Origin of the sequence: Azorhizobium sp. AG788 (assembly GCF_004364705.1) — a bacterium.
GTDB classification, from domain to species: Bacteria; Pseudomonadota; Alphaproteobacteria; order Rhizobiales; family Xanthobacteraceae; genus Azorhizobium; species Azorhizobium caulinodans.
Window position 1 is genome coordinate 111,792 of the sequence record NZ_SOBM01000004.1, and the last position, 25,700, is coordinate 137,491.

General features: G+C 65.3%; 33 protein-coding genes and 1 tRNA gene. 20 read left to right on the forward strand and 14 right to left on the reverse strand.

What is annotated here, in order from left to right:
- The first annotated feature begins 170 nt into the window (after positions 1 to 170).
- The 4 genes from DFO45_RS11200 (at position 171) to DFO45_RS11215 (ending at position 2,729) form a co-directional block, all read left to right on the forward strand.
- Positions 171 to 455 carry a hypothetical protein gene (locus DFO45_RS11200; RefSeq protein ID WP_133864931.1) on the forward strand — a complete coding sequence of 95 codons (285 nt, stop codon included), beginning with the start codon at positions 171 to 173 and terminating at the stop codon, positions 453 to 455.
- Positions 456 to 572: 117 nt separating this feature from the next.
- On the forward strand, positions 573 to 878 hold the full coding sequence (locus DFO45_RS11205) for an ETC complex I subunit (RefSeq protein WP_043879071.1): 306 nt from the start codon (positions 573 to 575) through the stop codon (positions 876 to 878).
- 134 nt (positions 879 to 1,012) lie between these two features.
- Positions 1,013 to 1,089 (forward strand) — tRNA-Arg (locus tag DFO45_RS11210).
- Positions 1,090 to 1,277: 188 nt separating this feature from the next.
- Complete coding sequence (locus DFO45_RS11215) at positions 1,278 to 2,729, forward strand: serine/threonine-protein kinase (protein WP_166657105.1); 1,452 nt, start codon at positions 1,278 to 1,280, stop codon at positions 2,727 to 2,729.
- Positions 2,730 to 2,738: 9 nt separating this feature from the next.
- Here the strand turns inward: DFO45_RS11215 and DFO45_RS11220 are convergent, their stop codons facing one another.
- The 10 genes from DFO45_RS11220 to DFO45_RS11265 form a co-directional block, all read right to left on the reverse strand.
- Positions 2,739 to 4,034 (reverse strand): integrase, encoded by a 1,296-nt coding sequence (locus DFO45_RS11220; RefSeq protein WP_133864933.1) that lies wholly within the window; start codon positions 4,032 to 4,034, stop codon positions 2,739 to 2,741.
- Positions 4,027 to 4,263 (reverse strand): hypothetical protein, encoded by a 237-nt coding sequence (locus tag DFO45_RS11225; RefSeq protein WP_245518034.1) that lies wholly within the window; start codon positions 4,261 to 4,263, stop codon positions 4,027 to 4,029. The genes DFO45_RS11220 and DFO45_RS11225 overlap by 8 nt, the downstream gene beginning before the upstream one ends.
- A gap of 109 nt (positions 4,264 to 4,372) precedes the next feature.
- Complete coding sequence (gene dnaN, locus DFO45_RS11230; RefSeq protein ID WP_133864935.1) at positions 4,373 to 5,506, reverse strand: DNA polymerase III subunit beta; 1,134 nt, start codon at positions 5,504 to 5,506, stop codon at positions 4,373 to 4,375.
- A gap of 213 nt (positions 5,507 to 5,719) precedes the next feature.
- On the reverse strand, positions 5,720 to 6,652 hold the full coding sequence (locus tag DFO45_RS11235) for a DUF2303 family protein (RefSeq protein WP_133864936.1): 933 nt from the start codon (positions 6,650 to 6,652) through the stop codon (positions 5,720 to 5,722).
- 30 nt (positions 6,653 to 6,682) lie between these two features.
- The gene (locus DFO45_RS11240) at positions 6,683 to 7,024 is read right to left on the reverse strand and encodes a hypothetical protein (protein WP_133864937.1); all 342 of its coding nucleotides are present in this window, start codon (positions 7,022 to 7,024) and stop codon (positions 6,683 to 6,685) included.
- Positions 7,021 to 7,713 carry a hypothetical protein gene (locus DFO45_RS11245; protein WP_133864938.1) on the reverse strand — a complete coding sequence of 231 codons (693 nt, stop codon included), beginning with the start codon at positions 7,711 to 7,713 and terminating at the stop codon, positions 7,021 to 7,023. Before DFO45_RS11245 ends, DFO45_RS11240 begins: the two co-directional genes overlap by 4 nt.
- Positions 7,710 to 7,991: a hypothetical protein gene (locus tag DFO45_RS11250; protein ID WP_133864939.1), complete on the reverse strand. Its 282-nt coding sequence runs from the start codon at positions 7,989 to 7,991 to the stop codon at positions 7,710 to 7,712. Before DFO45_RS11250 ends, DFO45_RS11245 begins: the two co-directional genes overlap by 4 nt.
- A 3-nt stretch (positions 7,992 to 7,994) precedes the next feature.
- A complete protein-coding gene (locus tag DFO45_RS11255; RefSeq protein WP_133864940.1) occupies positions 7,995 to 8,420 on the reverse strand; it encodes a hypothetical protein in 426 nt (141 codons plus the stop codon).
- A 104-nt stretch (positions 8,421 to 8,524) separates the two neighbouring features.
- A complete protein-coding gene (locus DFO45_RS11260; protein ID WP_133864941.1) occupies positions 8,525 to 9,136 on the reverse strand; it encodes a hypothetical protein in 612 nt (203 codons plus the stop codon).
- Between the two features lie 148 nt (positions 9,137 to 9,284).
- The gene (locus tag DFO45_RS11265) at positions 9,285 to 10,124 is read right to left on the reverse strand and encodes a S24 family peptidase (RefSeq protein WP_245518035.1); all 840 of its coding nucleotides are present in this window, start codon (positions 10,122 to 10,124) and stop codon (positions 9,285 to 9,287) included.
- A 3-nt stretch (positions 10,125 to 10,127) separates the two neighbouring features.
- On the opposite strand from DFO45_RS11265, the gene DFO45_RS11270 reads away from it, so the two are divergent.
- Positions 10,128 to 10,355 (forward strand): helix-turn-helix transcriptional regulator, encoded by a 228-nt coding sequence (locus DFO45_RS11270; protein WP_133864942.1) that lies wholly within the window; start codon positions 10,128 to 10,130, stop codon positions 10,353 to 10,355.
- Between the two features lie 28 nt (positions 10,356 to 10,383).
- Here DFO45_RS11270 and DFO45_RS11275 read toward each other — a convergent pair whose 3' ends face one another.
- Entirely contained in the window at positions 10,384 to 10,953 is a 570-nt protein-coding gene (locus DFO45_RS11275; protein WP_133864943.1) for a hypothetical protein, read from the reverse strand.
- Positions 10,954 to 11,164: 211 nt separating this feature from the next.
- On the opposite strand from DFO45_RS11275, the gene DFO45_RS11280 reads away from it, so the two are divergent.
- The 6 genes from DFO45_RS11280 to DFO45_RS11305 are packed head-to-tail and all read left to right on the forward strand — an operon-like array spanning position 11,165 to position 15,164.
- Positions 11,165 to 11,674, forward strand: coding sequence for a hypothetical protein (locus DFO45_RS11280; RefSeq protein ID WP_133864944.1), 510 nt, complete (start codon positions 11,165 to 11,167; stop codon positions 11,672 to 11,674).
- A 2-nt stretch (positions 11,675 to 11,676) separates the two neighbouring features.
- Positions 11,677 to 12,207 (forward strand): hypothetical protein, encoded by a 531-nt coding sequence (locus tag DFO45_RS11285; RefSeq protein ID WP_133864945.1) that lies wholly within the window; start codon positions 11,677 to 11,679, stop codon positions 12,205 to 12,207.
- Between the two features lie 2 nt (positions 12,208 to 12,209).
- Positions 12,210 to 12,437, forward strand: coding sequence for a hypothetical protein (locus tag DFO45_RS11290; protein WP_133864946.1), 228 nt, complete (start codon positions 12,210 to 12,212; stop codon positions 12,435 to 12,437).
- A complete protein-coding gene (locus tag DFO45_RS11295) occupies positions 12,434 to 13,654 on the forward strand; it encodes a CHC2 zinc finger domain-containing protein (protein ID WP_133864947.1) in 1,221 nt (406 codons plus the stop codon). The genes DFO45_RS11290 and DFO45_RS11295 overlap by 4 nt, the downstream gene beginning before the upstream one ends.
- Positions 13,651 to 14,253 carry a hypothetical protein gene (locus tag DFO45_RS11300; RefSeq protein WP_133864948.1) on the forward strand — a complete coding sequence of 201 codons (603 nt, stop codon included), beginning with the start codon at positions 13,651 to 13,653 and terminating at the stop codon, positions 14,251 to 14,253. Before DFO45_RS11295 ends, DFO45_RS11300 begins: the two co-directional genes overlap by 4 nt.
- An 8-nt stretch (positions 14,254 to 14,261) precedes the next feature.
- Complete coding sequence (locus tag DFO45_RS11305; RefSeq protein WP_133864949.1) at positions 14,262 to 15,164, forward strand: hypothetical protein; 903 nt, start codon at positions 14,262 to 14,264, stop codon at positions 15,162 to 15,164.
- A 35-nt stretch (positions 15,165 to 15,199) separates the two neighbouring features.
- Here DFO45_RS11305 and DFO45_RS11310 read toward each other — a convergent pair whose 3' ends face one another.
- Positions 15,200 to 15,610: a type II toxin-antitoxin system HicB family antitoxin gene (locus tag DFO45_RS11310; RefSeq protein ID WP_133864950.1), complete on the reverse strand. Its 411-nt coding sequence runs from the start codon at positions 15,608 to 15,610 to the stop codon at positions 15,200 to 15,202.
- Between the two features lie 50 nt (positions 15,611 to 15,660).
- Positions 15,661 to 15,864, reverse strand: a complete 204-nt coding sequence (locus DFO45_RS11315; RefSeq protein ID WP_208299779.1) for a type II toxin-antitoxin system HicA family toxin — start codon at positions 15,862 to 15,864, stop codon at positions 15,661 to 15,663.
- Between the two features lie 105 nt (positions 15,865 to 15,969).
- Between DFO45_RS11315 and DFO45_RS11320 the strand changes: the two genes are divergently transcribed.
- From DFO45_RS11320 to DFO45_RS11330, 3 genes are all read left to right on the forward strand, one after another.
- Entirely contained in the window at positions 15,970 to 17,655 is a 1,686-nt protein-coding gene (locus tag DFO45_RS11320; protein WP_133864951.1) for a phage/plasmid primase, P4 family, read from the forward strand.
- 296 nt (positions 17,656 to 17,951) lie between these two features.
- Positions 17,952 to 18,758: a hypothetical protein gene (locus tag DFO45_RS11325; protein WP_133864952.1), complete on the forward strand. Its 807-nt coding sequence runs from the start codon at positions 17,952 to 17,954 to the stop codon at positions 18,756 to 18,758.
- A gap of 135 nt (positions 18,759 to 18,893) precedes the next feature.
- On the forward strand, positions 18,894 to 19,217 hold the full coding sequence (locus DFO45_RS11330; RefSeq protein WP_245518036.1) for an HNH endonuclease: 324 nt from the start codon (positions 18,894 to 18,896) through the stop codon (positions 19,215 to 19,217).
- A gap of 12 nt (positions 19,218 to 19,229) precedes the next feature.
- Here DFO45_RS11330 and DFO45_RS11335 read toward each other — a convergent pair whose 3' ends face one another.
- Positions 19,230 to 19,466, reverse strand: coding sequence for a hypothetical protein (locus tag DFO45_RS11335; protein ID WP_133864953.1), 237 nt, complete (start codon positions 19,464 to 19,466; stop codon positions 19,230 to 19,232).
- Between the two features lie 166 nt (positions 19,467 to 19,632).
- Here DFO45_RS11335 and DFO45_RS11340 point away from each other — a divergent pair, with 166 nt between their 5' ends.
- The 6 genes from DFO45_RS11340 (at position 19,633) to DFO45_RS11365 (ending at position 25,678) form a co-directional block, all read left to right on the forward strand.
- A complete protein-coding gene (locus tag DFO45_RS11340; protein ID WP_133864954.1) occupies positions 19,633 to 20,106 on the forward strand; it encodes a P27 family phage terminase small subunit in 474 nt (157 codons plus the stop codon).
- Positions 20,107 to 20,109: 3 nt separating this feature from the next.
- Positions 20,110 to 21,885: a terminase large subunit gene (locus DFO45_RS11345; RefSeq protein ID WP_133864955.1), complete on the forward strand. Its 1,776-nt coding sequence runs from the start codon at positions 20,110 to 20,112 to the stop codon at positions 21,883 to 21,885.
- A complete protein-coding gene (locus DFO45_RS11350) occupies positions 21,885 to 23,114 on the forward strand; it encodes a phage portal protein (RefSeq protein WP_133864956.1) in 1,230 nt (409 codons plus the stop codon). The genes DFO45_RS11345 and DFO45_RS11350 overlap by 1 nt, the downstream gene beginning before the upstream one ends.
- Entirely contained in the window at positions 23,114 to 23,782 is a 669-nt protein-coding gene (locus DFO45_RS11355) for an HK97 family phage prohead protease (protein ID WP_133864957.1), read from the forward strand. Before DFO45_RS11350 ends, DFO45_RS11355 begins: the two co-directional genes overlap by 1 nt.
- 13 nt (positions 23,783 to 23,795) lie before the next feature.
- Positions 23,796 to 25,160 carry a phage major capsid protein gene (locus DFO45_RS11360; protein ID WP_245518037.1) on the forward strand — a complete coding sequence of 455 codons (1,365 nt, stop codon included), beginning with the start codon at positions 23,796 to 23,798 and terminating at the stop codon, positions 25,158 to 25,160.
- Between the two features lie 68 nt (positions 25,161 to 25,228).
- Positions 25,229 to 25,678 (forward strand): hypothetical protein, encoded by a 450-nt coding sequence (locus DFO45_RS11365; RefSeq protein ID WP_133864958.1) that lies wholly within the window; start codon positions 25,229 to 25,231, stop codon positions 25,676 to 25,678.
- Positions 25,679 to 25,700 lie beyond the last annotated feature (22 nt).

Genomic DNA, 25,700 nt, shown 5'->3' on the forward strand with positions numbered 1-25,700 from the left:
GGGTGCCGCGGCCTTTAACGCCCATGGATGTCAGCACCGGTCCATCCATGGGCGTATCCCTCCGCCGCGGGAGCTTCCCGCGCGATCTGCGAAATGGGAATTGCGCCCAGATGCCGGATCTCCGCGCAAACCCGCTGTCTTCTCCAAAGCCAAACCCCAAGAGGATGATCATGTCCAAGCTGTCGCTTGCGCTTGCTTTCGGCTTCGGCGCCGTGTGCCTTGCCTCCTCGGCCTATGCGGACCGCGCGGCCGCCGACAAGTGCGCCGCCAAGCTCGATGCCAATGGCAAGAAGATCTATCAGGCCAGCGCGCCGTCCATCGCGCCCGGCGCCGACATCCGCTCCGTGGTCACCGACCAGACCAAGGCGCTGGTGATGGGCGGCACCATCAGCCGCAGCGCCGCCAAGCCGGCGGCCGAAGCGGCCGGCTCCTGCCTTGCGATGATCAATTCCTGACCGTTCGCCGCCGTTTCGGTAACACCGCCGCGTTGTCAGCGGCGGTGCTGCTGATTATAGAACAGGTCCGTGCGGGAGTGCTCCCGCACGCTCCGCGAGGGTAACGGGCGAACGACGATGGTGGCACGCATCTACAAGCCGGCGCGCAACGCGATGCAGTCGGGAGTGGCCAAGACCAAGCACTGGGTGCTCGAATATGAGCCGGAGCGCCCGCGTCAGGTGGAGCCGCTGATGGGCTACACCAGCTCGAGCGACATGAAGAGCCAGGTGCGCCTGCGCTTCGAGACCCGCGAGGAAGCGGTGGCCTATGCGGAGCGCCACGGCATTCCCTATCAGGTGGCCGAGCCGCACGAGCCGGCACGCCGCCGCATCGCCTATTCCGACAATTTCGCCCACGCCCGCGTGGGGCAGTGGACGCACTGAACGCCTGAAAGTGCCGGGAGCGGTGGCCTGACGGCGCGCGCTCCCGCCTTTCACGTGGATGAGAGCGCGTGCGCGCGTCTGACGTGCGGCATTGCGGCGGGCCATGTGGTAAAGGCTGGTCCGTTCCGGCGCATGGCCCCGTAGCTCAGCTGGATAGAGCAAGTGCCTTCTAAGCACTAGGTCGCAGGTTCGAGCCCTGCCGGGGTCGCCACTAATTTGTTGCGATCTAACGTCAATATTGCTTGACGACATCACCCACTTTGCCGCCGGTTCCCAATACTCTCTGCTCGGTTGCCAAACTCCGTTCGTCGATCGTTCCCGGCGACCTCATGTCGGTTGTAGGTGATGCTCGGTTCGGGTTGTACTTGGGGCCTCTGATTCGTGGCCGATGGGTGCCCAGTGACCGAAATTCGCCTTTCCAAAGAGATTTGGGAAATCGACGAGGATGACCGCCTCGGCAAGCCGGGAGGTTTTGGGGAGGTTTTTCGCGGACGTGGCCTCTTGGGCGAGGTGGCAATAAAGCGCCTAAAGATGACAGCGGATACCGCCGCCCATCGTGAAATGGTGATTGGGGAAGAGTTAGCAAATCGGTCGCTGATCCATGTGGTTCCGGTGCTTGATTTTGGGCAGGATGCGAACAGCGATAGATATTATCTCGTGATGCCTGTTTGCGAGTTTAGCCTTGCCCAAAAACTGGAGCACGGTGTCCTATCGTGGCCAGAAGCCTCCAAAATATGCTTGGATGTAATTTCTGGGTTAATGGAAGTTGAAAATATCGTTCATCGCGACCTTAAGCCTGGGAATGTTCTGTTCCATGATGGGTTGTGGAAGATAGCGGATTTTGGCATTGCTAAATTTATCGAAGACAGTACGTCGGTGGAGACTCTCCGCAGGTGTCTGACACCTGCATTTGCCGCACCAGAACAGTGGCGCGGCGAACGCCCAACACATGCGACGGACGTTTATGCGTTAGCGTGCATGGTCTACGCAATGCTAAGCGGCGGGCCACCATTTAGTGGCGGCTGGGACGAGGTTCGTGAGGCTCACCTGAACCGAGAGCCTCCCAACCTGGGGGGCGTCGACGAGCGTATTCAATCACTCGTGCGTCTAATGCTCCGAAAATCTCAAGAGATTCGGCCATCGCTTTCGCGGTGCCGCGATGTCATCGCGTCCGTGAACGAGGGGCCCCTAGAAAAAGCAAACCAAGGCCTAGCTGCAGCAGCGGCAGAGTTTGCCCGCCGGGAAGCAGCGGCTGAAAGCGCGCGACGTGCGGCGGAGGACGAGCGCCTCGCGCGAAAGCGTGTGGCCGAAGAATCTCGTGCGGAGCTTGAAAGAATTTGTGACCGCTTATTCGCTGAGGTTGAAGTGGCTTGCGTTGCTGCATCTCGCATAAAAAATAACCAGATCGCGCTCGGTGCGGCCGAGCTGGAGTACCGGCCAGTAGAAGTTATCGACGGTTCGAAGATTGGAGCTGGATGGGAGGTTTTATCCTATTCGGTGATGTCCATCAGTTTGGGTAATCATTTTAGTAAATCTATTGTTTATAATTCTACTTTAGCATTCTGCAAAACAAATAAGGATAGTTCATTTAGATGGAGGGAGATGTCGTTTTTTAATTTTGCTAGGCTAGGTCGGCTCAGGGTATCTGCGCTAACGCCGAGGGATGCGGATTTCTACAATTCTATCGCTCCGGTCGTGAATGGATGGCAGTTTGCCTTCGGGCCTAAGCCTATCGACGGGGAGGATGAGGCGGCTTTTAAAGAACGATGGTTGAATTTGTTCGCTCGAGGGATATCGGGAAAATGGCGGGAGCCCAACGAGTTGCCTCTCCAAGACTCGTTTTTCACGTAGCCCTAATGGTCAATCCGCTCGCTTCACGGCGACCGAGAGAAGGGGGCTGGTGGCGCCACCAAATAATCTTTGGCGGGTTTCAGTCCAACCCTCTTCCAGCTTGCGCATGCCGCTCATTGCCAGCCGGCGCTTGTTCACGTCCTTAGAGTAGTGGCGGACCATCGCTTCGGTCATCTCGACGATGGATGACACCTCGGCCTCGGTGCAGCCCACCTCCAGCAGCATGTTCACGGCGTTCTTCCGGAAGCCGTGAAAGACGAGGCCCGTGTGCCGCAGGCGCTCCATGGCGGCGGCCTTGGCGGGGTTCTCGGCCCGCTCGGCGGCGGCCTCGTCAACGGTCTTGGCAATGGGCTGCCCGAAGCTCATCTCGCGCTGCCACGCGGTGCGATAGGCCGGCAGCGCCCATGCGGCACCGTCCTCACGCAGGTGAAGGCGCACGTGATCCACGTGGGTCACGTCCAGCACCTGGCGATAGTCGGAATGGATCGGCACGAACACGTTGGCGCCGGTCTTGCGCGCCACCAACTCGATGGCGCCGGCATCGCGCTTGGGCCGAACCATGGGTACCACGTCCACCGAGCGCTGGCCGGTGTAGATCGCCGAATAGACGGGCAGGTGCAGCCCCACGCGCGCGTGCTCGAAGAAAAGCTCGAATGCCCAATCCGGCCATGGCTTGTAGGGCTCGGACTTGTAGCGGATCTTCTCCGTTTTCTCGGCAACGTTCGTTTCGCTGAAGCCGCGCGGAATGCCGAAGTCGATCAGCCGGCACAGCACCATGCGGAAGAATTCCGCGGCGCGCGGCGTCTCCTGCTGGGCGTCGATGGCGGCCTGTGCCTCGATGGTGGTGAGGGCCTGCACGGGCAGACTGCGCCAGCGTGCGGCGATCTGATCCAGATAGCGGTCATAGGCGCTGCGGCTCGATGGCTTGAGATCGAGATAGGCCGCGTGCGCCCGGTAGAGATCAATCAGCGCCACGAACGTGCGTGCGTGCCCGTTGGTGGCGGCCTCGTCCGTTGTGATGGCAGCCTCGATGGCAGCCCAGAAGACATCCGGCTCGCGCGGCGAGGGCAGGGGATAAGACTTGCCCGAGGGCGCCCGCCAGCGCCATGCCCAGCCGTCGCCGGCGGCTTCCGCGTCCAGCATGGTGCAGAGGTCGCACCGCAGCCAGAACAGCGGATCCTGCGGCTGGGCGAGCAGGGGCACGCGGGGCAGGGCGCGCGGCGTGCCCCGGTGGCGTTCGTAATAGTAGAAGACGCGGCCGTTCGGCTTGCGCTGCGGCTTCACATAGCGCGGCAGCTCAACCATGCCGCCGGTGCTCCTTGGCCTCACGCAGGCGATCTCCCAGGCTCCGGGTTTCGGGAGCCTGCTCCGGTTTCAGCTCGCGCGTCAAATCGTAGAGCGCGGCGTGCCGGCGGCGGCGCCAGGCGTCAATGGCCTCAAGGTCATACATGCCGGTGTCGATGTCCGGCCGTGGGAAGCCACGCAGGAACAGGCGATCCTTCACGGCCTCGAACTGCGCGAGGGTGAGGTGCATCCGCCGCGCGGCCTTCTCCGGCGGCACGTCAGCGGGTTCGACGGAAAAGCGAACCTGTGGCGCTTTGGGGGGCAGGCGGCCGGAGGGGCCTAGGCTCATGTTCGCCCCCCTATACGCGCATGGGCATGAGTACGAAGACGGCGGTGACGTCGCCTTCAGCGATGATGCGTGCGGGAGCGCCGGGGTCGGCCATCTCCAGTGTGATGGTGTCGGTGGAGAGGGCGCCGGCTACGTCGCCCACATAGGCGCCATTGAAGCCAATCTGGAGCGGCGGGCCGGCGTGCGTGGTCTCGATCTCGTCCGTCGCCGCGCCGGCGTCGGGATTGGTGACGGACAGCACCGCCCTGCTGGCCTCCTCCTCGAACGAGAACTTCACGGCCCGGCCGCGGTCGCTGGAAACTGTCGTCACGCGGGCCGTGGCCGCGATGAGATCCTTGCGGTCCATGGTCACGCGCGTGGCCGCGCCGGGCGCGGGAATGACGCGCGAATAGTCCGGATAGGTGCCGTCCACCAGCTTGGTGACGAGGCGGGTATCGCCCATCTGCACCTGAAGCTTGGTGGGGCTCACCACGAGGCGGGCCGGGCCGTCGCCAACGGTAGGCAGCAGCTTGGCGAGTTCCGCCACCGCCTTGCGGGGCACGATGATGCCGGGCTCGGGCCAGCGCTCATGGCCTTCGGGTGCGGCAAGGCGGCGCTGGGCCAGCCGGTGGCCGTCGGTGGCCACGCCCGTCAGCCAGGGCGTGCCGTCCACCTGGGTGATGTGGAGATAGATGCCGTTCAGGTAATAGCGCGTCTCCTCGGTGGAGATGGCGAAGCTCACCTGGTCGATCAGGCCCGCGAGTGCCTTGGCCGGCACGCTGATGACATCCGCCTCCGGCGCGGCGAGCGACGGGAAGTCCGCATCCGGCAGGGTCGGCAACTTGAAGCGGCTGCGCCCGCTGCGGATGACGAGGGGCTGGGTGCTCTCGTCCGTCACTTCCAGCGCCACTTCGCTGCCCGCGAGCTTCTTCGCGATGTCGTGCAGCGCCGTGGCCTGCACGGTGGCGGCGCCGGGCCGCACCACATCGCAGGCAATGGAGGTGGCGACCTCCACGTCCAGATCCGTGCCCGTGAGAGAGAGGCGGGAATCGGCCGCGCGCAGAAGCACGTTGCCAAGGATGGGGATGGTGTTGCGCCGCTCGACGATGCGGGTGATCTGCGCCAGCGCGCCGGCGAGCGCATCACGGGCAAGGGTGAGTTTCATGGCCGGCAGGCCTCCGCGTGGGTGAAAAGGTCGGGCGTGGTGGCGGCGGAGCGCTTGCGGCGCGCGGCGAAGGTCGGCCCGGAGGATGTCGCAGGTGATGGAGCGCAAGCGGTGGGAGAGCCGCCTGCGCGCGTCGTGCCGCCGTGTGGCGGCGGCGAGGGCCGCGATCATCTCGCGGCGCTGGGCCTCAAGATGCGCGGCCGATGCCATGGGTCAGGCCCCGGTTTCCGGCGCACCCTCATAGGCGGGCAGGCCGGTTTCCTTGGCGGCGATGGCGAGATCGCCCTGCACACGCTCGCGCAGCCAGAATTCCCAGCGATAGAGCTGATAGAACCACGCAATCTCGCCGCCCTTGATCCGGTAGCGGATGCGGGCCGGGATACGCACGGTCTGCGCCTCCGCGTCGCCGCTCACGAAGGGGGCGACGGACACCATGAAGATGCCGGGGATATCCACCGGCTCGCCGGCCGCATTGGTGTGCTCGGTGGTGAAGATCACCTGCCGCTCGCCCGTCTGGAGGCGCACGCCCTGCTTCACCTTCGCGCTCTGGAACACTTCGAGCGAGCGCGAGAGGTCGATGAGTTCGTTGGGATTGGCGAAGCGCTCCTTGAACAGGCGCTCGAACTCGGCGATCTCGCCGGGCAGCGGCGTGGCCAGTTCCGCGGCGTGGTTCTCGAGGAAGGCGGCAAAGCCCACCTGATCGAACTCCTTGCCGTTGCTCCCAACCCACGCCTTGAACTCGTCCGTCAGCGGGAAGGCATATTCCACCCGGTGGTTGCTCCACCGGGCCTCGCCGGCCGCCGTGTGATAGTTCAGCACCGCCGTGAGCCTGGGGCTGGGCCAGGAGGTGGCGGCGAAGATGACGCAGTTGTCATCCTTGTGCCGGTTCACCAGCGCGATGAACGACGCGAGCGTCTCCACCTTCGCGGTGCCCTTGCGCTCCATGGGCGGGCGAGCGGCCTCGATGTGTTCGAGCACGGGAATGACCTCGTGCTTCACGCGGTCGAACAGGACGGGCACATGCTCCGGCAGGCCGGGCTTCAGCCCCTTGGTAGGCAGCATGATCAGTTCCGGCTTGCTGGCGTCACGTCCAAGGCCGGCGACGAGGTTCAAGGCCTCGGCGTCATAGGAATCGGAATGCGACATGGTCGGCTCTCTCGGGGGTGGGAGGGGAGATCAGGCGCTGTGGCGCTCGGCGGCGTCGCGCGGGCCGGCGAACATGTCCGCCTGGCTTGGGTGCTGGACGGACAGCCCGCCTTCCATCGGCCAGAAGGCGGTGGAGGGATGGCCCTTCTCCTCCGGCAGTTTCACCTTGCTGGTGGGCTTCACGTCGATGCGGTCAGCGAGCTTGGTGAGTTCCAGCGTCACGGTGACGGTGGCCTTTGCCTTCTCTTCGGGGTGCTCCTCCAGCGCCTGGATGGCGCGGGAGAGATCGTCGTTGCACCGCTGCTCAAACCGGCCACGGGCGAGAAGCCCGAGCGCCTGTGTGAAGCTGCGGATGATGCGCGGCGTGGTCATGCGGGCTCCTTCTGGAGGTGGGGGAAAAGCCGGAGGAGAAGCTTGCGGAAGTCGTCAGCCGCCTCCGGCCACGGCTGGACCTTGATGCGGCCCTTGATGGGGGCGGGTTCGGCGCGCTCCACTGCCGGGTGCCAGGGCTTGGGCGCCGGGCCGAGTAGCTGGCGGCGTTCGCTGGCCAGCATCCGCAGATCCCACACCTTCACGCGGTCGGCGATCTCCTGATCGAGCGGCCAGCTCATGCCGGCGGCCTCGTGCACCGCGCGGTCAATGTTGGATTTCAGCGCATGCAGCCCGGTCTTGAGGATGGTGCGGCCGAGCTCCGCCGGCTCAACGCCGCTTTCGGGCGGCAGCGCCACCGTCGTGGCGCACCCACACCAGAAGGCCAACGCCTCCACCACCGGCGTGGCGATATCGCCGACGGCGAATTCATGCACATCGTGCAGGATGAAGGCGCGGGCGAGCGTCACCGCGCCGCGCCGCACCTCCACCGGATCGTCCAAGATCGCCTTCGCCCCGAGGACGCTATGCTGCGCCACGCTGTAGGGCCCGGCCCGCACATGCCCGTTGAAACGCGGCGTGCGCGCCAGCACCTCGGGCACCTCACCCAGGAGGTCGATATCTGACGCGCGCGGGCTCAGCAGATCGAACACCTCGCTGCGGCTGGTCTGGATCCAGGCGTGGGCGCTCATGCCACCTCCCCGTCGTCGGGCTGTACGGGGGCGAAGGTGGGCGCGGTGCCGCCGAAGGCGCGCAGCGCGATCTCCATGGTGCTGGTGATGAGGCGGGCGCGGGCTGGCGTGCAGCGCCGATCCTCGCGGGTGTTGATGAGCAGCGTGCCCAGCTCTTCAGCCTGCCGCCGGTCTCCCGCGCGCACGGCGGCGAGGAGCGCGGTCGAGGCGCTCCACACAAGGGTGGCGCTGGTGTCGAGCGCGGGCGAGCGCGGAGGCAGGGCGAGCAGCATCGCCATGGATCAGGCCGCCGCCAGTTCGGAGGGGGCTCCGGCAAGGCCGCGGGCCTCGTCCGCGTATTCGAGGATCTGCGCCGAGGTGAAGCCGGCGCGGGCGAGATCATCCGCCGTGCAGGCGCCGGTCTCGGCCTCGTGGCGGCGCATCACCCGTGCCATGCGGATGGCGACGGGGTCGGCCCCGGACGGCTGGATGCCGTGCGCCTGGAGCTTGAAGCGGAAGGGGGCGAAGGCGCCGGGAATGCCCTCGAGGTGAACGATGGGCGAGACCGCGAGCTTCGCGGGCTCGATGGTGTCGAGGCCTTCGACGGCCTTCACCGTGTAGATGTGGCCGCGCGTCAGGGGCGCATCGGGCAGGCCGGCGGTCTCGATGCAGCGCACGATATCGCGCGGCCCGAAGCCGAGCCGGGGAACGGACGGATGGATGTGCATGGGGTGCCCCATCTGGAGTGATGGAGCACAGTCAATACCGATTTGGTTTTAACGGTCAACACCAAAATGGCATACGGGAGGCCGATGCCGCTAGCGCCTCGCCATTAGGACGGAGCCACGACGACTGCTAGCCCGCTAAAAACATAGCTGTTTGTTCTGTTGTTCTGTCCGTCGAGCCGCTTCCAGCCGCCCGCCGCAACCGGAATCCATGCCGGGCTATTTTCGTTGGAGTTGTAATAATATTCAGCGCCTTTATGTTTAGTAACCAAAATGTTGTGAAACAAAGCGAACGTATTTTTAGACGGGATTCGTGAATGAAAATGATAGTATGTGCAGCTATAATATTTTCCCTCATCGATGTTCAATGTGGCTGTCTTGTACTCTCCGGCCAAGACATTTAGACATGCATCTACTTTCTGTTGATCGGTTTGATTGAGGAAATTATTTGCAGCTGCCTGCGAAACGGTATCAAGAATGAGCTCTGCCTTGATGGGAAGAGATTTATTGTTGATATAAGTAACGACCCTTCTCGGGTCGGTGTATTTGTTATTGGCCATTAATATTGTCATCGGGTCATGGCTTGCTCTGAAGATAATGGAGTTCCAGAGAATGCCTTCAACAATCGCCTCATCCGTAAAAATTGCATTTCCGGTCAACTCGGAGATTGCTAGCGCGGCACAATGGGCACCGCAGGAGTTGCCATTTTGTGATTTCATTGTTGATTTTGGCATCTTGCGCCTCGGGCAGAGATTTCATGTGACCAATAATCATGAAATGCGGCGCTGAATCACTGGCGAAATTCGGGTCTACTCTGAATGCATCGTCTCAGGTCAAATGATACCGTGGCGCCTAGCCGCGCGCCGATCAGCCTACTACCCCGAATTTCCGCACGACGCGGCCAATGATCTGAATGTCGGAGAGGGCCCGCTCTTTAGGGGCATGGCGGGAATTGTCTGAGATAATCCGCACGGTGATTTCCTCGTCGCGGGGATGAGAGGAAATCTCCAGCCGCTTCACGACTAAGCCGCCGAAATCGTCGGTCAAACAATAGAGACCGTCAGGCGACGGAAGACGATGACGCGTGTCAACGAACACGAAGTCGCCTTCGGAAAGGGTGGCCTCCATGCTGTCCCCTTGGACGGGAATGACGATGACGTCGGCGGCCTTTAGACCGAGGGCAGCCGTTACATCGTGAGGCAGCCGCCAATAGTCACGGACGTGCTCAGCGGAGAACGTCATCCCGCTGCGGCCCGGCACGCCATCCGACACGATGGTCAACCCGCCGCCGCCCATTCCTGCCGTGACGTCGATCTGGGCCGAGGCGTCATCAGGTATCCCGCGCCTTCCTGTTTCACTTCCAATCGTCATCTCATCGATAGGCGGAGGGGCGGTCTCGATGATCGCAGCTGCCTCCTCGGATTCGAGGTGCCTGGCATCCTCCGCGAACATCAAATCGGATGGGTCAACGCCAAAGATTGGTGCCAGACGTAGGGCCCATTGCTTCGTGAGCGAGCGCTGCCCCTTTTCCAGCCTGTCGATTTGAGGCTGCGACGTGTTGGCAAGCTTCGCCAATGCCGCTTGGCTCAGCTTCAGGCGTTCGCGGTGAAAGCGCAGCGGGTTCATACCGAATTGGTAATGCCCGTCCCTTGCACATTCCAACACCAATGCGGTATTGCGTGGTGAAACCAATATGGTATTAGTCATGGCATGACTCTCTCTGACTTCCTTACCGAAGCGCAGCTCACCCACGCGGAGTTCGGTCGAAAGATCCAAACGACGCAGGCAACGGTCAGCCGTTATGCAAACGGCTCACGTGTTCCACGCCCTGCGGTGATGGCCCGCATTCAGGCTGTGACAGGAGGCAGGGTTACTCCCAACGATTTCATTCCGTTCAAGCCGGAGCTGCCCGACGCGGCACGCGAGGAGGCGGCATGAAGTATGCGTTGGAAGTCCTCGTGATCGTTCAATCCGCCACTCTCGGCATTCTGATTGCTGCTCTGACCAAGAAGTATCTTCTGCTGTTGGACATCGAGCGGCACTTGATGCTGATCCGCGGCTCCATTGATGGGTTCTTCGAGAGGGCCTCGCCGGAGATCCACAGCACGAGCCTTGGCGACTTGCCACGCACGGCTGATCCGATCTCGACCGAAGACGCACTGGCCTCTGGATCGGGCACGGGGACCGAGACTGTGCGCACGTCAACATATCCCTCGGTCTCCCAGAAGCTCGATCCTCTGCGCAGTCTCTCGCGCTGTTCCTTGCGATAGGTGGAGGGAGCAATGCGCAGACCGTTCCCGATCTTCACATGCGTAACCTCGAATGGCTCGTCGTCGCGTGGAGTAATGGTGATCAGCACCATTCGCCAACCATTCTCCTCCCTGCCCATCTGGGCCTCGACCCTCGGTGCTTCCTTTTCTTTCCGCCGGCGGGCTTCGGCCATGATGTCCCATCGGCTCCAGAGGCCGAGCCCTATCCCGGTGGCGATCCCGGCTGCGGTGAGCAGGTCTTTGGCGAGCATGAAGTCGAATTCCATATCCGTCTCCGTGTGCGTCTCCCGCACGGGGGCTGGCGGGTGCGGGGTGTTAGCTGCGCCCCGCCCCCATCTCTTCAAGGCCATCCCGGCGACTCATCCGCCGTGATCTGAACACCGCCAATAAAGCACATGAAAAGTATTCCCGGTTCGGGAAAACGCGGCGCGTTTTCCCAACTTGGGAAAGCTGTTGCCTTTTGACAGGAGAGTATAGATGGACAGTCGCGCGGTTTCGGAACAATGGTTTCATCAGATCAAGTCGGCCACGCGCGATCTGGTGAAGCTCTGCGGCGGCGTCATGCGCGCCGGCGAGCTGGCGAGCACCAGCAAGACCGAAGTGTCCCGCTGGCAAACGGTGACGGCGCCGGACCTGATCGACCTCGCCTCGGCCATCGCGCTGGAGGCGGATTGCGGGGTTCCGCTCGTCACCACGGTGATGGCGGAGTTTCACGGTCGGCGGCTCACGGATGAGGCCTCCGCGCAGACCGCCTCCAGCCTGCTGGACCGCCACGCCGAGGTGCTGCGCAAGAGCGCCGAGATGGCCACGCTCATGGCCCGCGCCCTGGAAGACATGACCATCACGCCTGCCGAGGCGGAGCAGCTGGATCGTGCGGCAGCGGAGCAGGAAACCTCACTGCGCACCTTTCGCGCCGGCCTCGCCGCCGTGAAGGCCACGGGCCCGGCCGGGGCGGCTGACAACGTGCGCAGCTTCCGGGCGGGCTGACGATGATCGCCCGCGATCTTGAACGGCTGCTTCCGGAGATCTCCGGCCGCACCACAGCGGACCTCGACATCCGCTTTCGCAGGCTGCGCGGAAGCGGCGCGCTGCCGCTGGCAGGCCGTGGCCGTCATGCGCCTCGACTTCAGGCCCACCATCTGGCTGCTGCCCTCATTGGCGTGGGCGGAAGCGTGAGGGCAACTGACGCGGCTCGGGCCGTGGTTGATTTTGGCGCTATGCGGGAGATGGGTTGGGCTGACGGGGATCGGCTCTCGGACGTTCTGGCCGCAGTCCTTGGCGATGTGGGTCAGGCTCGCAGGGTGCATGCCATCCGCTTCTGCCATTCACATCCCTATGCCGTCATCGAGAGGGCATCTGGGCGGGAGCGTCTCTTTTCGCGGTTGGGTGAAAGGCCGGCGCCGATGCGCATCGACGGTGCTGGAATCCGTGACCTGTGCGTCGTCAGCGGCGATCTGGTCTACTGCCTCGCCCAGGAGCTGGCACGTCAGTGCGGCGCTCCGCAGATCGTGGCGGCCTGAGCATGCGCCGCCCGCCCGTCATCATCCGTCTGTCGAGTCGCTACCGCCGTCGCGCCGTCGCGGCGCGGCGCATGGCGGCGCGCGGCTATCAGCCGAGCGAGATCGCGCGGCTGCTGTGCCTCTCGCCGGAGCGCCTCGCGGATGCGCTGGCCGGCAAGGCCGCCAACGGGCGGGTGTGGAGCGAGCGCGAGAGCGAGGTGCTCCGGCGCGAAATGCGGAGGGCGGCATGAGCGGCCCGCGCGATCCAGATTTTGATGCCTGGGTGAAGGCGGCGCGGGATGTCTCCTGCCTTGCCGTGCTGGATCGCCGTGGCATCAAGCTGCGGCGGGCGGGCACCGAGCATGTGGGCCCGTGCCCGGTGTGCGGCGGCACGGACCGCTTCGGCGTCCATGCGCGCAAGGACATCTGGATCTGCCGGGGCTCCGGCCGGGGCGGCGATGCCATTGCGCTGGTGCAGTATCTCGACGGGGCCGACTTCCTCGGCGCGTGCGAGACGCTCACCGGCCGCAAGGCGCCGCGCGGCGAGGGCACGCGCCTCTCGCCGGAGGAGTTGGCCCGGCGGGCGGAGGAGCGTCGCGCGGCCGAGGCGAAGCGCGAGGCGCAGGCGGCAGATTATCGCGAGCGCGAGCGGCGGCACCTCTTCCACGAACAGTGGCTGAAGGCGCAGCCCGCGCACGCCGCGCCCATGCTGGCGGGCTATTTCGCGCGGCGCGGCCTCGCCCTGCCGGAGCCCTGCAAGGCGCTGCGCTTCCTGCCCGACGCGCCCTATTTCAACGGCGAGGTCGAGGATGACCGGGCGCGCAAGGTGCCGCGCCTCGTCCATCGCGGCCCGGCCATGCTCGCGGCCATCACGGATGCGGAGGGCGTCTTCCGGGGCCTGCATTGCACCTGGCTCGATCTCGCCCAGCCCAAGGGCAAGGCGGTGATCGCCGATCCCGAGACCGGCGAACTGCTGCCGGCGAAGAAGGTGCGCGGCTCCATGAAGGGCGGGCGCATCCTGCTGGCGCCGGCGGCAAGCGGCACGCCGCGCCGGTCCGTCGCGGGGGAGGGGATCGAGACGGTGGCGGCGGCGCGCACGGCGCTGCTGACCACCTCCGGCATCCATGCCGATTGCGAGTTCGCCGTTGGCATCTCGCTCGGCAATCTCACCGGCAAGGCGACCGAGACCGTGCCGCACCCGACCCTGAAGCGAACCGACAGCCTCGGCCGCACGCGGGCCCAGCGCGTGCCCGGCCCCCAGCCGGACATGGAGAGCCCGGCCATGTTCGTGCCGGACACCGTCACCCATCTGACGCTTCTGGCGGACGGGGACAGCGATCCTTTCGCCACCCGCTGCGCCATGGAGCGCGCGCAGGCGCGCCACGCGGCACCGGGCCGGTTCGTCACCGTCGCCTGGCCCCCCGAAGGGCTCGATTTCAACGACATGCTGATGGAGGCGGCGGAATGAGCGGCAAGGCGGGTAAGGAGACCTGTTCGGCTCTGTCGGTGCGTGGCGATGATTTCTATGCCTCGCCACCCGAGGCCGTGGCTGCGTTCCTTCGAGCTGAAGCGGGCCGGATACCGGGCGTCATCTGGGAACCGGCTTGCGGCGACGGGGCGATTGTCCTGCCGCTCCGTGCCGCCGGCCATCGGGTGATTGCGACTGATCTCGTGGACAGAGGATGTCCCGACAGCAGGGCCGGGGAAGATTTCCTCATGCCGTTCCCTGTCCCTGCAGGCGTCGAGGGCATCGTGACGAATCCGCCCTTCAAGCTGGCACAGGCCTTCGTTGATCGTGCGCTCGATGTCGCGCCCTACGTCGCGATGTTGCTTCGGCTGGCCTTCTTGGAGGGGGCCGAGCGCAAGCCGTGGTTCGAGGCGGGAGCGCTGGCGCGTGTTCATGTGAGCTCGCGGCGGCTCCCGATGATGCACCGCAACGGCTGGGATGGGCCGAAGACAGGGTCGGCCATCGCCTTCGCCTGGTTCGTCTGGGAGCGCGCTCACTGCGGCGCGGCTGAAATCCGCTGGTTCGATTGGAGGGAGGGGCTGCCATGCGCGGCGGAATAGGGCGGCGGATGGACATCGCCAGCTTTGGCTTCGTGAGCGACGTGGCGGCGCCGATCGCACGCCGCCACGAGGACCCAGTGGGGGGCGGAGTTGCTTCGTTATTCAGCCTTGCGCTCGAGAGCGCGTATCATTCGGACCCGTTCCGCTTCCATGTGATGCAGGTCACGCGTGAACTTGTCGAACAGTTCCGCCAGGCTTTGTTCCGGCCTCGTGCTTTCAAGCTCGCCCAGCTTCATTTCGACCGACAAGGCCATAGCTTCCAGGGTCCCGTTTACGCCCATTACGGCCAAAGCTGCGGCACCGAGGCTGGCGGCGTGGGTGTAGTTCGCTGGGTCTTGCCCACCTGCGACCAGAAACCCAAATGTGAAGACCAGCAGAAGAGCGTACAGAATGAATCCCAAAATGCGGGCTCGCCTAAGCTGCCGGAGTCGCTTGTTCAGTCTATCGGACATTCGGAAAACCACCATCTAACGCAATTTCACGATCGGCCAGAGGATCTGGCTGATCGTGACGGGTGCGCTGGCGGCATTGCGCGAAGCTTGCACGACGGCTCATCGATAAACATCTGCCTGCCGTGGACGATTGCGGTGAAGGGCGTCGGCACGTGCTGCAAAAGCCGGATGACCGGCATGACCTCGATCAGCGCCTCCTATGTCCCGCGCGCACCGGGCGCTTCCACGGTGAACTCCGGCTCCTCCTCGGCGGACGGGCGCATGCGGGCGAAGCCCTCATCGGTGAGCGGAGGGCTATCTGGATCGGCCGCCGCCATGGCAGTGATGGCGGCGTCTTCCGCGTCGGTCATCTCCGCCAACTGCTTTAGCGCTTTGGCGCGCGCTTCGGCCCATGTCCTTGATCGTCTCGGCATCGCGTGGAGCTCCCCTGCCGCCGTGCGTGCGGGGGCGGCAGAGTGACCGGCGCCCAGCACTCGGCCGGGCGCCATCGGGTGTCAGGGGCGCATGATCGCGTCCAGCGCGCTGCGGGCGAGGAAACCCGAGCGGGTTTCGCCCGAGCGTGCCGCCGCCGCATCGATGGCGGCAAGCGTGCCCTCGTCCATGGTCACCTGCACGCGCACGGTGCGGCCGCGCCGAGCCACGACAGGAACCGCCACCAGAATGGCGCCGGCGGAGAGATCCGCCTTCACCTCAGGATCGGCGGTGATGGCGTCGAGGGAGCGGGGCGCGGCGAGCGGAGTGCCCTTGCCCTCCAGAACCTCGATCCAGTCGCGCAGGGCCTCGACGGCATTGGCTGCCGCCTCCTCAAGGGTCGCGCCGGTGGAGGTGCATCCGGGGGCATCGGGGAAGGTCACGCCGAAACTGCCGTCAGCGGCCTTGTCGATCAAAGCGGCGTAGTGGGTCATCTGATTTACGTCTCCATTCAGGAATCGGAGGCGGATGGAAACCGCCCCGATTATCGGGGCGGCCACTTCCAGCCTGCCACTTTCGCGATCTGGCGCATGACGCCCGGCGAGAGTGGGTTGCGGCCTTTGGGGACCACGATCGCGACCCCCGGCTTTTCCGGGTGGCTGAAGGTGTGGTGCTTGTTCGCCCGCTCCTCGATCCAGCCTTCCCGCTCAAGCCTGCGCCGCACCTCGTGGGCCTTCAGTGGTTCCATCCGTTCTCCTTTCGTGTCCGTCTTTGTATGTATAGTTATACACCACGCGACGGGTGCGTCAAGAGCGAATGTGTATTACAATACACCATTTTGCGAGATTGAGGAATGACGACGCACCCGAACGAGAGCGCGCTTCCAATCCCGCGCGGGGCTGCGGCGGTCGCGGCCATCATGCAGCAGGCCATTGGCGCCCCGCAGCCCCCTGCGGGCGATTATGGCGACCCGCGCCGTGCGGATGATGATCCGGACGTGGACCCCGGCGAGGATGACGTTTTCTCCGCCGGACCGGACCCTGATTTTGAGATCGTGCGGGAATGCGCGCTCCAGCCGCTGAACGACATCGGCAACGCGAACCGTCTCCTTGCGCATTTCGGCAAGGATCTGGTGTTCGGTAGGGAGCTGGGCTGGCACGTCTGGACCGGCACGCATTGGGATGTGGAGGCCGGGCGGACTGCTGTGGAGCAGCGGGCCCACTGGACCGCTGGCCGCATCGTTCTGGAAGCGCGCGAGCTGCGCCGCGCCGGGCATGAGGAGCCGGAGGAGTTTGCCAAGCGGCAGGCGGCGCGCCGCAAGTTCGGTATCAGCTCGGGCAACCGGGCGCGCACCGTCGCGATGATCCAGCAGGCCGAGCCTTACCGCACCGTCTCGCCGGAGGCCTTCGATGCCGATCCGCTGCTGGTGGCTGTGCGCAATGGCGCGCTGCGCTTCGTGCGCGAGCCCGATCCTGAATGCCCCGACCCTGACGCGGCCCGTTGGAACGTAAGCGTGCGGTTCGAGCCGCACGCGCGCGAGCAAATGGTCACTAAGCTGATGCCGGTGGACTACGATCCCGCTGCCACCTGTCCCAAGTTTGATGCCTTCATGCGCCGCATGCAGCCCAAGGAGGCCATCCGTCTGTGGCTACAGGTGTTCCACGGCCTCGCGCTCACGGGCCGCACCGTGCAGGCGCTCGCCTTTCACTATGGCAGCGGGGCCAACGGCAAGAGCACGTTCATCAACGTGATGTGCGATCTGATGGGCGGCTATGCGCAGACGCTGTCTGCGGAAAGCCTCACGGGGCAGGGGCAGCGGCGCGGCGATCAGGCTACGCCGGATCTGGCGCGCTTGCCCGGCGCGCGCCTGGTGCGCATCTCCGAGCTGCCGAGGGGCGAACCGCTGAAGGAGGCCCTCGTGAAAGGGCTCACCGGCGGCGAGCCGATGAGTGTTCGTCATCTCAATAAAGGCTTCTTTGACTTCACTCCGACATTCAAGGCCGTGATGAGCGGCAACGACCGTCCGAGAATCGGCGGAATTGACCACGGCATCTGGCGCCGCATGCGCCTCGTGCCCTGGGAGGTCACCATCCCCGACGGAGAACAACGGGAGATGACAGAGGTGCTGGGTGAGTTCGCAGCGGAGCGGTCCGGCATCCTCAACTGGCTGCTTCAGGGCGCCTGCACCTTCCTCGCGGAGGGCCTGCACACGCCGGCGGAGATCGCCGACGCAACAGCCGAGTATCGCGAGGAGATGGACCCCATAGGGGCCTTCATCGCCGATTGTGTGGAGCGGACGGCGGAGGTGGCGAATAGCTCCGTCACGGCGCGCGAGATGTATGAGGCCTTCGTGTCGTGGTGCCTCGCCAACGCGAAGAAGCCATGGCAGGAGACGGCCTTCGGGCTCGCCATGCCCAACAAGGGGTTCACCAAGACCAAGGAGCGCGTGCGGCGCTATCTCCACTGCCGCCTGCACGATGTGCCCATGCGGCCTGACGCGCCCCGCAGCCCCCCGCCGCCGTATGCCGATGCGGACTGAAACCCTCGCTCGCGCCGCCCTGCGAGGGTTGCGAGGGTTCTGCGAGGGTCTTTGCGTGGGTTGAGCCCTTGCAAATGAAGGGTTTGCGAGGGTTGCGAGGGTTTGCGCGCACGTGTGTATATGCAGCGGGGTTACGGGGTGATTTTTTCCTTACGTACTCAAGAAAAACCCTCGCAACCCTCGCAACCCTCGCAACAGACAAAGCAACACGTTGAATATTCACGAACAAAACTCGTGCGAGGGTTTGCGGTTTCCGGACCCATACCCTCGCAACCCTCGCAAACGGAGGCGAGCGTATGAAGACCATCGGGATCGAGGCGCTACTGCGCTGGGCGTATGTGGATGAACTGCCGAACGGCGAGGTGGACCGCGTCGGCCCGGCCGCGCCGCGCGCAGGCTGGGCCAGCATGAGCATGTTCCGCGAACTGCTCACCCGCGTCTCTGGCACGGACGTGCGCAACATCTACGGCCTCTCGCCCACGGGCGCGGCCCGCGTCCCGCATCAGGATGCCGTGACCGTCTTTCACGCCGTATCCACGCTGGAAGGGGCCTTCTTCCGCGTGCCGGCTGGCTGGAACCCGATCCGCGACATGGGCGATCTGGGCGAGGATGGCACGGCGGCCATCCAGCGCGGGCTGGACTGCCTCACCACGGCAGTTGACGGCCAGACGCGCCTGCGCCGGCCGGTGGTCAACCTGGTGCAGCGGCACGCCATCTGCGGCGGCGCGCCCATGTGGGAGTTCGACCCGCCCGAGGCGAAGCTCGTGACGGCCAATGGCAAGCCGTGCTGGTTCCGCAGGATCGTGGAGGAGGTGCCCGGGGCCTTCGGTCCCGTTCGGCTGGAAGTCGAGGTCGATGGGTATGACACGCGCCGTCAGCGCCCGTTCCCCGGCGCCTACCGCAAGACGTTGCTCGTGCCCGATCCGGCCGAGGCCGTCGCCGCGCGTGCCGAATATCAGCTCTGGCACGCAGCGCTTTCGCACCTCGCCACCATGCTGATCGTCTCCCTTGAGGCGCACGAGGTGCTGCCGCCGGCGCTGTCTGCGCGGCCGTGGGCGCCCGATGGTGAGCCGAATCTCACCCTCCAGTTTCGTGGCTGGTGATCGGAGGCTCGGAAAAAGAATCCAGGCGCCGCTTGACTTGCGGCAGAAACTTGGTGCATCACTTGTCACGGATAAAAACGAACCCGGTGGCCACTCGGTCAGCCGGGTTTTTTCATGCCCGGTGGAGGTGGATCGGTGTCGCGCCGGCTTGCCAACCGGGGCTATGACGCGGACCGCCGCGCCAACCGCAAGACACGCGGCCTCTACAGCACCGCCCGCTGGCAGGGCATCCGCACCAGACAGCTGGCCGACCATCCGCTCTGCCTCATGTGCGAGCGGGAAGGCGTGGTCACACCCGCCACCGTCTGCGACCACGTCACCCCGCATCGGGATGACGTGGAAGCCTTCTGGCGTGGCCCCTTCCAGTCGCTCTGCGACCCCTGCCACTCCTCCCGCAAACAGCGCGAGGAGCACGGTCGCGAGAGCCTGACCTGGGGTGCCGACGGCTGGCCGGTGTGACGGCCCGTCGGGCTACGACTTGAACTGGTCATCCATCGTGCTGTGGACTTTGTACCGACCTGAGGTGTCCGGAACGTAGATCGTCCAATGCGCTCCGGTCCCTTGCGCTTTGATTGCGGCGATCTCGGTGAACCATAGAGCGCCTTCAAATGTGTTCGCGTCGGACGCCCGAAAACCGCGCCCGTCTTCAGCATCGCCGTACCCCCAGCGACCTTGTTGCTGCATCACATAGAAGCTGGCTTCGACCATGTTCCGCCCTCCCTGATTGCGGAAGCATACCACGCGCAGCCTGTCTCATCGGAGGGCGGGGGGGGGGCAAAAGTGCCCGCCCCATGGGACCGCAGACCGGTTGGGGGCCTTCGGACGGAACAAGTCGAAATTGAAAGGAAAAAGCCCACTGGAGGGGCGGTGAAACATGAAGGGCCGTAGAGGTGATCCCGGCAATGTCGTGCCGCTGCATGGCGCGCCGACTGCCGAAAGCGAGGCGCGGCGCAAGGAGGTTGCCCAGCGGCTCGCGGCGGATCTGCGCCCTTCCGGTATGAGCGATGCCGTCGCCGCAGAGTGGGACCGCATCGCGCCCGTGCTCGCCGATCCGACGCTCAACCGCCTGAAGCCGCAGTTCACGGATGTGGTGCTGGAATATTGCCGCGTGGTGGTGCGCCTGCGCGAGCTGCGGGCGCTGTTCCCCGGCGTCGGCGACGAGACTTATGAGATCGAGGGCCGCAACGGCGCCCAGATCAAGACGCGGCCCGAGGTGGCGCAGATCAACGAGAGCTGGCGGCAGTGGCGTTCGCTCGTCGCCATGCTCGGCCTCTCGCCGGCGGATGCCCGCGGCCTTGTCGAAGGGCAGGGCGATCTCTTCGACGATCCGGCCAACGCCTACTTCTGACCCATGACCGTGCCCGCCGACCAGACCACCGCATACGCCCAGGCGGTTGCGGCGGGAGAGAGCGTGGCCGGGCCTTATGTGCGCGCCGCCTGCGCCCGCCACCTCCGCGACCTGGCGGAGGGCGAGGCGCGCGGCCTGTCGTGGGATCTGGCGGGCGCCGAGCGGGCCATCGCCTTCTTCCGCGACGTGCTCACCGTCACGGTGGAGGAGAAGGACGAGTTCGGCGACGTGAGCAGCCGGGCGGTGCCCTTCGTGCTCTCGCCCTGGCAGGCCTTCATCGTCGGCTCGCTGTTCGGCTGGCGGAAGGGCGGCTTCCGGCGCTTCCGCCGCGCCTATGTCGAGATCGGCAAGGGCAACGGCAAGTCGCCGCTCGCCGCCGGCATCGGCCATTACATGCTGACGGCCTTCCGCAAGCTCGAGGCGGAGGTCTATTCGGCGGCGACGGATCTGGATCAGGCCACCATCCTGTTCCGCGACGCCTGCGCCATGTTCGAGCGCAGCCGGCCCTTGCGGGCGCGCCTCACCGCGCGCGGCGAGAACCCGATCTATCAGCTCGACTACAAGGCCACGCGCTCCTTCTTCAAGCCTATCAGCGCGGAGAAGCGGGGCAAGTCCGGCATCCGCCCGCACTGTGCCCTGATCGACGAGGTGCATGAGCATCGCGACAACAGCGTCATCGAGATGCTGCGGGCGGGCACGAAGGGCAATCAGGAAGCCCTGATCTTCGAGATCACCAACAGCGGCTTCGACAAGAAGTCCACCTGCTGGTTCGAGCACGAGATGACGGTGAAGATCGTCACCGGCGAGATCGAGAACGACGGCTGGTTCGGCTTCATCGCCTCGCTCGACGAGGATGACGATCCGTTCGAGGACGAGGCCTGCTGGATCAAGGCGAACCCGAACCTGGGCATCTCGATCCATCTGCCTTTCATCCGCGAACAGGTCGCGGAAGCCAAGGGTATGCCCTCCAAGGAAGGCCTCGTCCGACGCCTGCATTTCTGCCAGTGGACGGATTCGGAAACCTCGGCCATCCCGTCCAAGCTCTGGCTGGCCTGCGTCAAGGAGTTCGACCCGGAAGAACTGACCGCGCGCGGTGTGCCATGCTTCGGCGGGCTCGATCTCAGCCGGGCCAATGACCTCACGGCCTTCACGCTGACCTGGTTGCTGGATGCCTCGCCGGATCAATGGCGGTTCGCCAGCAAGACGTGGTTCTGGACCCCGAAGGACACGCTGCTGGAGCGGTCGAAACGCGACCGCGCGCCCTACGACCTGTGGGTCAGGGAAGGTCTCATGGAGGCCGTTCCGGGGAAGCGCATTTCTTATTCTCGGGTGGCCACGGCCCTGGGAAGGATCTGCTCGATCCACAATCCGGTGCAGATCGGATGTGACGATTACGGCCTTGAGAACCTCGCCGAACACCTGACGCTGCAAGAGCTTCAGTTGCCCTGCGTGGTTCACCCGCAGGGCTTCAAGCGACGCATCGTTGACGAGGACGAGGCCCGGCCGGACGGCGCCGAGCAGATCTCGCTCTGGATGCCCGACAGCATCCTCAAACTCGAAGCCGCCCTGCTGGAGGAGCGCATCATGGTGTTCCCCAACAGCGTCATGAACATGTGCTCGCGCGCGGTCGTGTACAAATCAAACCTTACGGGTCACCGCATGTTCGACAAGGACAAGGCATCCGGGCGCATCGACGGCATGGTGTCTCTCGCCATGAGCATCGGCGTCGCCACGGTTGTCCGCACCACAACTGCGAAGTCGTTCTGGGAGACCGCGTGATGGGCCTGCTGTCGCGTCTGTTCTCCCGCGAGGTGAAATCGGCTTCCATCATTGAGGCCGTGCGCAACTTCATCTCGCTGGGCGAGACCAGCCTCGGCGGCCATTCGGTCACGCACGACACCGCCTTGCAGGTCACCACCGTGCTGGCCTGCGTCCGCGTGCTGGCCAATGGCGTGGCGCAGGTTCCCTGGAAGGTCTATCGGCCGACGGCGGATCATCGCGGCAGCAATCCCGATCCTGATCATCCGCTATATTGGGTGCTCTATCGCCAGCCCAACGAGTGGCAGACCTCGTTTCAGTTCCGCCGCACGCTGGTGATGCATCGCACGCTGGCCGGAAACGCCTATGCCTTCATTAACCGCGTGGGCGGCCAGATCAAGGAGTTGATCCCGCTTGAGCCCGGCCGCGTGGAGGTGGAGCAGCGCGCCGATCTCTCGCTCGTCTATTGGTACACGGGCCTCGATGGTCTGCGGCAGGCGATCCCGGCCGATGCCATCTGGCACCTGCCCGATCTGTCGTGGAACAGCTGGAAGGGCCTCCCTGCCGTGAAGCTCGCCCGCGAGGCCATCGGCCTTGCGATGGCTGCGGAACGCTCGCAGGTGCGGGTGCAGCAGACCGGCGGCCGGGTGAATGGCCTGTTCTCGGTAGACAGTACCCTGACCGACGCCCAGTACGAGATGCTGCGCGGCTGGCTGGATAAGCAGATTTCAGCCCAGATGGCGGCCGAAGCTGCGGGCGGGTTTCTGCTGGATCGCAAGGCCAGCTTCTCGCCCATGCAGATGACATCTGCCGACGCGCAGACCATGGAAACGCGCCGCTGGCAGGTGGAGGAAGTCTGCCGTGCCCTCGGCGTAATGCCCATCATGGTGGGCTACGCCGAGGGCAACACGAGCTATGCGTCGTCCGAGCAGATGTTCCTCGCTCATGTGGTGCACGATTTGGCGCCTTGGTACGAGGACATCGAGCAGTCGGTAGACGTGAAACTGATCGCCGAGCGAGGGGCCGCCTTCTGCAAGTTCTCGCAGAACGCCCTGCTGCGCGGCGCCATCGCGGATCGGTTCGAAGCCTATGCCAAGGCGCTCGGCTCGGGCGGCACCAAGGCCTGGATGACGCCCAACGATGTGCGGAAGCTCGAGGATATGAACCCGCACGATTCGCCCGAGGCTGACCAACTGCCCGGCCCGACCAACACCGCCGCCGCCCAGCCCGCCCCGAAGGAGCCCGCCTGATGGATCGCCTTGCCTTTGACTGCGAGTTCAAGCTCGCCGACGGCTTGGACACCGCCGCCGGCACCGTGGAGGGCTATGCCTCCGTATTCGGCCTGCTGGATCGCGGCGGCGATATCGTGATGCCCGGCGCCTTCAAGGCGTCTCTCGCCGACCTTCGCCGCCGCAAGGCCGCCGTGCCCATGCTCTGGCAGCACGATCCCAGCCAGCCCATCGGCGTGTGGACCGATCTTGTGGAGGATGAGAAGGGCCTGAAGGTGAAGGGTGAGCTGGTGCTCGGCGTGAAGGCCGCCGAGGAGAAGCGCGCGCTCATGCAGGCCGGCGCCGTGAAGGGCCTCTCCATCGGCTATATGACCAAGGATCATGAGATCGACCGCGCCACCGGCGCCCGACGCCTGAAGAAGGTGGACCTGTGGGAGATCTCCCTTGTCACGTTCCCCATGCTGCCGGAGGCGCAGGCGAGCGTGAAAGGCATTGAGGAATTCGACCCCAGCCAGTGGGAGCGGGCCTTTCGCGACGAAGGCCTGTCGAACCGTGAGGCGAAGCTCGCGACGAGCGTTGCCCGCAAGCTCATCCGCCGTGACGGTGGACCGTCCGAGCCCGCGCCCCGTGACGGGGCGGCAGACGTGCTCATGGCCTTGCGCCGCGCCACAGAATCCATGCGCGGCTGAGAGGATAAGCACCATGTCCATGATGTATCGAAAGGCCGCCGTGCTCGCCGGCGCCGCTGCCATCGCCCTGCCGCGTCCCGCGCCCGAGCGGAAGGAGGCGGATCACGCCGCCGTCTCCCAGGAGGTGAAGACCGCCCTCGGCGACTTCATGCGCACGTTCGAGGAGTTCAAGACCAAGAACGACGCGCGCCTCAAGGAGGTGGAGCAGAAGGGCTCCGCCGACGTGACCACCCGCGAGCAGGTGGACAAGCTCAATGCCGCCCTCGACAAGTCGCAGGCCGAACTGAAGAAGCGCCTCGACGAGATGGAGGCCAAGGCCAACCGCCTCGCCCTGGGCGGTGGCGGCGGCGCTGACCGCGAGGTGAAGGCGGCGGAGGAGTTCTCCCGCATCACCGGCCAGACCGTCACGGCCGAGCAGCTGCGCGAGTACAAGTCGGGCCTCAACGAGCACCTGCGCAACCCGAACGTGAAGGCGGCGACCCTGAGCGTCGGCTCCGACCCGTCCGGCGGCTATCTGGTGACGCCGGACACCACCGGCCGCATGATCAAGAAGATCTATGAGAGCTCGCCCATGCGGCAGCTCGCCAGCGTCGTCACCATCGGCACCGATGCGCTGGAAGGCCCCATCGACAATGGCGAGGCCGATGCCTCCTGGGTGGGCGAGCAGCAGCCGCGCCAGCAGACCGGCATGCCTCAGCTCGGAAAGTGGCAGATCGAGGTCCACGAGCTCTACGCCTATCCGAAGGTGACGCAGCGCCTGCTCGACGATGCCCGCGTGGATCAGGAAGCCTGGCTCGCGGACAAGGCGACCGCGAAGTTCGAGCGCAAGGAGAACACGGCCTTCGTGCTGGGCGACGGCAACCTCAAGCCCAAGGGTCTGCTGGCCTATCCGGTGGTGTCGGAGGCCGACGGTGCGCGGGCCTGGGGCAAGTTCCAGTTCATCGCCAGCGGCAAGGCGGGGGGCTTCGCGGACAGCGAGCCCGGCGATGCGCTGCTGGACCTGATCTACGAGCTGAAGGCGGCCTACCGCAACAACGCCCGCTTCTTCATGTCCCGCGCCACGGTGGGCGAGGTCCGCAAGCTGAAGGACGGCCAGGGCAACTACCTCTGGCAGCCTTCGGCGCAGATCGGCCAGCCCGCCACGCTGCTCGGCTACGGCATCGCCGAGGGCGAGGACATGCCGGCCATCGCGGCCAACTCCCTCTCCATCGCCTTCGGCGACTTTGCCGAGGCCTACACCATCGTGGATCGCCTCGGCGTGACGGTGATCCGCGACAACATCACCGAGCCCGGCTTCGTGAAGTTCAACTTCCGCAAGCGCGTGGGCGGCGGCGCCAACAACTTCGAGGCCGTGAAGTTCCTCAAGTTTGCGGCCTGACGGTCGCCCAACCGCGGGCGGCGGTGCCGCCCGCATCCCTCATCGATCCCTCATCCCTGGAGCTTCCCATGACCCCGGAGCGCGACGGCGCCACGGGCATCGCCCCCGTGCAGGCGATTGCCCCCGCCACCTATGCCGCCGACACCACCCCCGACATCGCCGATCTCACCGAGGCGCGCGAGGCCACCCTCGTCCTGCACATCGGCGCCGGCGGCATCGTCTTCTCGGGCACGAACAAGATCGATTTCGTGCTCACCCACTCGGATGACGGCACCACCTTCACCCCCGTCGCGGACACCGACGTGCTGAAGGATGCGCTGGCGCCCGCCACCATCACCAACGGCGTCATCCGGTCGCTTGCCGCCGCGCATGCCGCCGCGACCATCCAGAAGCTCGGCTACGTGGGCGGCAAGCCCTACGCCAAGCTGCTCGCGGACTTCTCCGGCACCCACGGCACCGGCACGCCCATCGCCGCCGTGTGGGTCAAGTCCAGCCTCGCCCTCCAGGGCGCGGCCTGATCCCGCGCCGGCGCCTCCGGGC

Bases quoted from the DNA above. Each gene is read 5' to 3' on its own strand.
- DFO45_RS11200 (WP_133864931.1), top strand. From the start codon at position 171: ATGTCCAAGCTGTCGCTTGCGCTTGCTTTCGGCTTCGGCGCCGTGTGC.
- DFO45_RS11205 (WP_043879071.1), top strand. From the start codon at position 573: ATGGTGGCACGCATCTACAAGCCGGCGCGCAACGCGATGCAGTCGGGA.
- DFO45_RS11220 (WP_133864933.1), bottom strand. From the start codon at position 4,034: ATGGTTGAGCTGCCGCGCTATGTGAAGCCGCAGCGCAAGCCGAACGGC.
- DFO45_RS11225 (WP_245518034.1), bottom strand. From the start codon at position 4,263: ATGCACCTCACCCTCGCGCAGTTCGAGGCCGTGAAGGATCGCCTGTTC.
- dnaN (WP_133864935.1), bottom strand. From the start codon at position 5,506: ATGAAACTCACCCTTGCCCGTGATGCGCTCGCCGGCGCGCTGGCGCAG.
- DFO45_RS11235 (WP_133864936.1), bottom strand. From the start codon at position 6,652: ATGTCGCATTCCGATTCCTATGACGCCGAGGCCTTGAACCTCGTCGCC.
- DFO45_RS11240 (WP_133864937.1), bottom strand. From the start codon at position 7,024: ATGACCACGCCGCGCATCATCCGCAGCTTCACACAGGCGCTCGGGCTT.
- DFO45_RS11245 (WP_133864938.1), bottom strand. From the start codon at position 7,713: ATGAGCGCCCACGCCTGGATCCAGACCAGCCGCAGCGAGGTGTTCGAT.
- DFO45_RS11250 (WP_133864939.1), bottom strand. From the start codon at position 7,991: ATGGCGATGCTGCTCGCCCTGCCTCCGCGCTCGCCCGCGCTCGACACC.
- DFO45_RS11255 (WP_133864940.1), bottom strand. From the start codon at position 8,420: ATGCACATCCATCCGTCCGTTCCCCGGCTCGGCTTCGGGCCGCGCGAT.
- DFO45_RS11260 (WP_133864941.1), bottom strand. From the start codon at position 9,136: ATGAAATCACAAAATGGCAACTCCTGCGGTGCCCATTGTGCCGCGCTA.
- DFO45_RS11265 (WP_245518035.1), bottom strand. From the start codon at position 10,124: ATGACTAATACCATATTGGTTTCACCACGCAATACCGCATTGGTGTTG.
- DFO45_RS11270 (WP_133864942.1), top strand. From the start codon at position 10,128: ATGACTCTCTCTGACTTCCTTACCGAAGCGCAGCTCACCCACGCGGAG.
- DFO45_RS11275 (WP_133864943.1), bottom strand. From the start codon at position 10,953: ATGGAATTCGACTTCATGCTCGCCAAAGACCTGCTCACCGCAGCCGGG.
- DFO45_RS11280 (WP_133864944.1), top strand. From the start codon at position 11,165: ATGGACAGTCGCGCGGTTTCGGAACAATGGTTTCATCAGATCAAGTCG.
- DFO45_RS11285 (WP_133864945.1), top strand. From the start codon at position 11,677: ATGATCGCCCGCGATCTTGAACGGCTGCTTCCGGAGATCTCCGGCCGC.
- DFO45_RS11290 (WP_133864946.1), top strand. From the start codon at position 12,210: ATGCGCCGCCCGCCCGTCATCATCCGTCTGTCGAGTCGCTACCGCCGT.
- DFO45_RS11295 (WP_133864947.1), top strand. From the start codon at position 12,434: ATGAGCGGCCCGCGCGATCCAGATTTTGATGCCTGGGTGAAGGCGGCG.
- DFO45_RS11300 (WP_133864948.1), top strand. From the start codon at position 13,651: ATGAGCGGCAAGGCGGGTAAGGAGACCTGTTCGGCTCTGTCGGTGCGT.
- DFO45_RS11305 (WP_133864949.1), top strand. From the start codon at position 14,262: ATGGACATCGCCAGCTTTGGCTTCGTGAGCGACGTGGCGGCGCCGATC.
- DFO45_RS11310 (WP_133864950.1), bottom strand. From the start codon at position 15,610: ATGACCCACTACGCCGCTTTGATCGACAAGGCCGCTGACGGCAGTTTC.
- DFO45_RS11315 (WP_208299779.1), bottom strand. From the start codon at position 15,864: ATGGAACCACTGAAGGCCCACGAGGTGCGGCGCAGGCTTGAGCGGGAA.
- DFO45_RS11320 (WP_133864951.1), top strand. From the start codon at position 15,970: ATGACGACGCACCCGAACGAGAGCGCGCTTCCAATCCCGCGCGGGGCT.
- DFO45_RS11325 (WP_133864952.1), top strand. From the start codon at position 17,952: ATGAAGACCATCGGGATCGAGGCGCTACTGCGCTGGGCGTATGTGGAT.
- DFO45_RS11335 (WP_133864953.1), bottom strand. From the start codon at position 19,466: ATGGTCGAAGCCAGCTTCTATGTGATGCAGCAACAAGGTCGCTGGGGG.
- DFO45_RS11340 (WP_133864954.1), top strand. From the start codon at position 19,633: ATGAAGGGCCGTAGAGGTGATCCCGGCAATGTCGTGCCGCTGCATGGC.
- DFO45_RS11345 (WP_133864955.1), top strand. From the start codon at position 20,110: ATGACCGTGCCCGCCGACCAGACCACCGCATACGCCCAGGCGGTTGCG.
- DFO45_RS11350 (WP_133864956.1), top strand. From the start codon at position 21,885: ATGGGCCTGCTGTCGCGTCTGTTCTCCCGCGAGGTGAAATCGGCTTCC.
- DFO45_RS11355 (WP_133864957.1), top strand. From the start codon at position 23,114: ATGGATCGCCTTGCCTTTGACTGCGAGTTCAAGCTCGCCGACGGCTTG.
- DFO45_RS11360 (WP_245518037.1), top strand. From the start codon at position 23,796: ATGTCCATGATGTATCGAAAGGCCGCCGTGCTCGCCGGCGCCGCTGCC.
- DFO45_RS11365 (WP_133864958.1), top strand. From the start codon at position 25,229: ATGACCCCGGAGCGCGACGGCGCCACGGGCATCGCCCCCGTGCAGGCG.